The organism is Chryseobacterium sp. UF-290 (assembly GCF_058245615.1).
Window position 1 is genome coordinate 98,870 of record NZ_JBSICB010000016.1, and the last position, 6,000, is coordinate 104,869.

General features: G+C 41.2%; 1 protein-coding gene (running past one end of the window). It reads left to right on the forward strand.

Annotated features, from left to right (window positions below):
- Window positions 1–6,000, forward strand: part of the annotated coding region (locus tag AC4IF5_RS16855) for a non-ribosomal peptide synthetase (RefSeq protein WP_490736513.1) (this coding region is incomplete at its 3' end). 21,113 nt of the annotated region lie to the left of the window's left edge; 6,000 of its 27,113 annotated nt are in view.

Sequence of the window (6,000 nt, forward strand, 5' to 3'; positions counted from 1 at the left end):
TCTGGAATCATTATCCATTCCGGATTATCATTTTGCCAACCTTATTCTGGAGGAAGGACATACAGAAAAGCTGATCAGGGAAGTGCATCACGTATACCATACTCAGATCAATGATATATTACTGGCAGCACTGGCTTCCACATTGTCAGATCTTACAGGAGAATCCCGGCACGCTGTTCTTCTTGAAGGGCATGGTCGTGAAGACGTTTTTGATAATATGGATATTACAGGGACTGTAGGCTGGTTTACATCCATGTATCCATTATTGCTGGAAAGAGGAAGCAATGCAGAAAATACCCTCATTCTGACCAAAGAAGCATTAAGGAGCATCCCAAACAACGGAATCGGGTATGGTAGTCTTGTAGGCTATACACAAAACTCCTTGCCAAAGATCAGTTTCAACTATCTTGGGCAGCTTGATCAGGAAGAAAAAGGAGCAGAGAAAAGCTGGGTTATCGCAGCTGAAAATAGTGGAACGACCATTGGAAAATCAAACCGTGACAGCTATACGATCAGTATCAATGGGGCTGTGGTAGATGGGCAGCTTCGTTTCGGATTATCGGGTTACTTGTCCCAGGACCAGATTACCCGTTTATCAGAAAGCTTTAAGGAACATTTGGTAGCCCTTATTGACAATCTGTCAGAAGAAAGCAGAAGTTTCCTTACCCCATCTGATGTAGACTCTATTGTAAGTCAGGACCAACTATACAATATTCAGAGGACAGGAGAAATAGAAGGAGTTTATTTGGCAAATAGTTTACAGGAAGGATTTATATATCATGCTTTGAATCAGGGGGAAACAGATGATGCGTACAGAGTGCAGGTGATGTGGGATTATTTTTCCGTAATGAATAGGGATCAGCTCAAAGCGGCATGGTTCTATACACAGGATCAGCTGCCTTCTCTAAGATTAAGATTTGACTGGAGCGAAGAAATCGTTCAGGTCATAGACAGAAAAGGAACGCTTGACTGGCGTTATCTTGATCTAAGCGAAATGGATGGAGAAACTCAGGAGAGCATCATCAGTGAAGCTACCCGGAAAGACCGTTTCGAAGTCTATGACCTGGCAAAAGGAAGCCTGTTCAGAATTTATCTATTCAAGCGTTCAGAGAAGCATTACAGTTGCCTTTTCAGTAATCACCATGCCATTCTCGACGGATGGAGTATGCCTGTATTCCTGACTCTTATTCATGAGGCCTATCTTAAGTTGTTAAAAGGGCAGCCCCTTTTGCCTGCTCCGGATACAGCCTATGCAAAAGCTCAGAAATACCTCCAGGAAAATAAAGACGACAATAGCAGTTTCTGGCAGGATTATATAGGACTTCTTGAAGACCGTGAAGACCTGAGCAGCCTGCTCAAAGAGACCCAAAAACAAACTGATCTGTCAGAATATAAACAGATTACAGATCACAGGACCTTAAAAATGCTGATAACCGGAGAGCAGTATCAGCAATTGAAAAACTTTACTTCGGAAAATGGGTTTACCATCAATGCTGTACTCCAATATCTGTGGCACAAACAACTAAGCATTTACAGCAGTGTGGCAACAACTGTGGTAGGAATGACGGTATCGGGACGCAGCCTTCCGGTAGATGATATAGAATCTTCTGTGGGACTTTATATTAATACGCTTCCATTGATTGTCAGTCATACAGATGGAAAAATTAAAGAGACCATAGCAGACATTCAGCAACGGATCAGTGAGCTTAATACCCATAGCAATGTAAACCTGGCCAGCCTTCAGCATGACGGGCGACGCATGTTTAGCAGCTTATTTGTTTACGAAAATTATCCTACTCCAAAAGGGGATGATGACAATGAATTGTCTATTGTCTTTAAAGGTTCTGTAGAACGGCTTGACTACCCATTGGGGATCGTTGCCTATGAAAGCGGAGATGAGGTCACAGTAAACATCAATTTTGAAGGAGTTTTATTTGAAGAAAAAACAATACATCAGCTGATCAAAGGAATGCAGACAGTATTAAATCAACTGCTTGAAAACCCTGAAATCAGATTGGCTGACCTGTCTCATCTTTCAAAGGAACAATATAAGGAACTTACAGAAGACTGGAATAATACCTGGATCGAATATCCATCAGATAAAACCATTCATGAATTATTTGAAGCCCAGGTTTTGAGAACACCGGACCACACGGCTTTGATTTATCAGGATGCTAAGCTTTCTTATAAAGAGCTGAACGAGAGATCAAATCGTCTGGCGAACTATCTTCTTGAAACCTATGGTCTTCAGCCGGATGATTTGGTTCCTTTATGTCTTGAACGTTCCGAAAATATGCTGATCGCTATTCTGGCGGTATTAAAAGCCGGAGCAGCCTATGTTCCGATGGACCCGTCATATCCGTCAGACAGAATACAACATATCCTGAAAGACACAGGGGCGAAAATAATACTTACCGAAGAACAATCAGCAGCTAAGATAGAAGCAAAAGAGAATGTAGGTAGGCTCTTACTGGATGATACTAAAATTAAAAGTATACTCGAAACAGCATCTTCAGGTAATCCTGTTACCGGAGTAAAGGCAGGAGACCTCGCTTATGTTATTTACACAAGTGGAACAACAGGTCTTCCAAAAGGAGTAATGATCGAGCACAAAAATGTGGCTAACTTAATTGATGATTTATATTTTAAATATGGACTCCACGGGACAGACGTTGTTCTTCAGTTTGCCAATTATGTATTTGATGCTTCAGTAGAACAGATATTCTTGGCTCTATTAAACGGGAATACCTTACTTTTTGTAGAAAAGCAAAAAATAGTAGATGAAGAAGGATTTATAAAAGAACTGACAGAGCATAAAGCTTCTTATTTACATTTTACCCCTTCAGTCATACAAAATATAGATCTTGCACGGATTGAAAGCCTGCGGATATTAAACTCAGGAGGAGAAGCCTTAACCAAAGATTTACATGAAAAACTGAATGCAGGTAGGTTCAGGTTTGTGAATTCCTATGGTCCTACAGAAACAACGGTTACTTCCCTGATTAATACCAACAGCGAAATCAATACAATTGGGTTCCCGATCAGGAATACAAGTGTGTATATATTGGATGAATGGCATAATCCGGTACCTGTAGGGGCGGTAGGCGAGCTCTACATCGGTGGGGCTGGTGTAGCCCGTGGTTACCTGAACAGGACAGAACTGACGCAGGAGCGCTTTCTCAATAACCCTTTCCAGACTCCAAAACAAAAAGATGCCGGGGAAAACAACCGCATCTACAAAACAGGAGATCTGGTGAGGTACCTTCCTGACGGAAATATAGAATATATTGGCAGAAATGACTTCCAGGTGAAGATCAGAGGGTATAGAATTGAGCTTGGAGAGATTGAAAACAGGCTGCTTCAGTATCCGGGAATTGAGCAGGCGGCAGTTTTGGCTAAAGAAAATAATGCAGGAATGAAATATCTGGCGGGTTACTACGTGTCTGATGTTGATATAGACTCTTCTTTCCTGTCAGAATATCTGTCAGAAACACTTCCTGAATATATGGTACCTGCGGCATTTGTTCATGTGACGGAACTTCCATTGACGATCAATGGAAAGCTTGATAGAAAGCAGCTTCCCGAGCCCGGATTTACCGGAAGAAGAGCGTACACAGCTCCTGAAAATGAACTGCAAAAGCAGCTGGTAAAAATCTATAGTGGAATATTAGGATTAGAAAGTGATTCGATCAGCATTCATGATGATTTCTTCAGACTCGGAGGAAACAGTATTATGGCGATCAAACTGATCAGTGGCATCAGGAAAGTTCTAGGCATACAGGCCAGCGTAGCAACAGTATTTGGACATAAAACAGTGGTATCTTTAGCCAACGCCTTAGCAGATGAAAACAATATCAGCGAACAGGTTGTAATTGCTCCTGTACCTGTATCTTCCCCTGAAGAACAATATTTATCTTTTGCTCAGGAAAGACTATGGTTTATTGAAACATATGAAGGCGGAAGCAATGCGTATAATGTTCCTATGGCAGTTCGCCTGAATCAGAACATCGATATTTCAGTATTGTGCAATGCGATTGAAACTATAATCATGCGTCATGAAATATTACGCAGTGTTATCCGTACTTCAAGCTCAGGAAAAGGATACCAGTTAGTACTCAATAACGGACCTGATATGCATCAGCATGAAGTAGATACAAGAGAAGAGCTCATTGAGGCTGTCAACAGCATATCAAATAAAATTTTCCGTCTGGATGAAGAACTTCCGATAGCCGTTAATATCTTTAAGCTGGGAATCAACAGGTATCTTTCAGTGGTGATTCATCATATTGCTTTTGATGGCTGGTCTACAGATATATTCTTAAAAGAAATACAAGCGATTTATGAAGCGCTAATTAAAGGGGAAGTACACCAGCTTCCGGAATTAAAGATTCAGTATAAGGACTTTGCCTTATGGCAGAGAAACTACCTTACCGGAGACCGTCTCAATAATCAGATCAGATACTGGAAAGAAAAGCTTGATGACTTCCAGAATCTGGATTTGCCTATAGATTTCAAAAGGCCTTCCCAGATATCTTACGAAGGAGAAACCATCAACTTTATAATGGATCCAAAAGTAGTCCAGGGACTCAGAGAAGCTTCCAGAGAACTTGGGGTAAGCCTGTACAGCATCATGTTGAGTGGCTATTATCTGATGCTTTCAGCCTATTCCGGCCAGAATGATATCGTAGTAGGAAGCCCTATTGCCAACCGTCATCATCCAGGCCTTGAAGAGCTCATAGGGTTCTTTGTCAATACATTAGCTTTAAGAGAAAAGTTAGATCCAGAACAAAATCTTAAAGATTTCATTTTTCAGGTTTCACAATCGGTAACAGAAGCACAATCCCATCAGGATCTGCCATTCGAGAAGTTGGTGGAAGAATTGGGAGTGGAGCAGGATATGTCCCGTCACCCTGTTTTTCAGGTGATGTTTGGACTTCAGAGTTTTGGCAGCGAGCCTGATCATGACGAAGCAATGTTTTATCCTTTCGGTGATGAGGTAGATTATCAGGTGGCAAAATTTGACCTGACAACCATGTTTGATGATAGTGGGGAAACCATCAGAGGAATGTTCAATTATGCCAAAGCAGTTTTCTCAAAACAAACGGTCAATGATATGATCGAAACTTATCTATACCTTCTTGAGCAGATTTTTGGAGAAAATAAATTAAGGCTGGAAAACACTAAGCTCAGCAGCCTTGATCTGATTTCTACGGCCATCAGTGAAAAATTAATAAAAGACTGGAACACAACAGAAACAACATATCCATCGGATAAAACGATTCATCAGTTATTTGAAGATCAGGTTGAAAGAACACCGGATGCTATCGCATTAGTGTATCAGGACATTAAGCTTTCATATAGCGAGTTAAATGCAAGATCCAACCGTTTGGCGAATTACTTTCTTCAGACGTATGATCTTAGGCCCGATGATTTGGTTCCTTTATGTCTGGATCGTTCGGAAAATATGCTGGTAGCGATGCTTGCTGTGTTAAAATCCGGAGCAGCATATGTTCCCATGGATCCATCCTATCCTTTGGAAAGGATAGAGCACATCCTTCGTGATACCGGAGCACGCCTGATTCTTGGTCAGGAAAGTACACTGGAAAAGTTAAAAGATACAGGTCTGGCAGTGATTTCCTTAGATGAAATTACGCTTCAAGCATTGCTTGAAACAGTTGACGCTAATAATCCTGTTACCAAAGCAGGACCTGATAATCTTGCTTATGTTATTTACACCAGTGGAACAACAGGCCTTCCCAAAGGAGTAATGATCGAGCATCAAAATGTTTCGAATCTGATCTATCAGGAAGCAAAAGAATTTGGTCTTACCGGAGAAGTCCATAAGAACTGCTTATGGTATGCGAACTATGTATTTGATGCGCATGTCTGGGAATTGTATCCTGTGATCACTCACGGTCACAGCATCTATTTGTTGGATAAAGAAACCCAGACTGATCTGTCCGCATTACAGCAATACATCGGAGAGAAGAGGATCAGCCT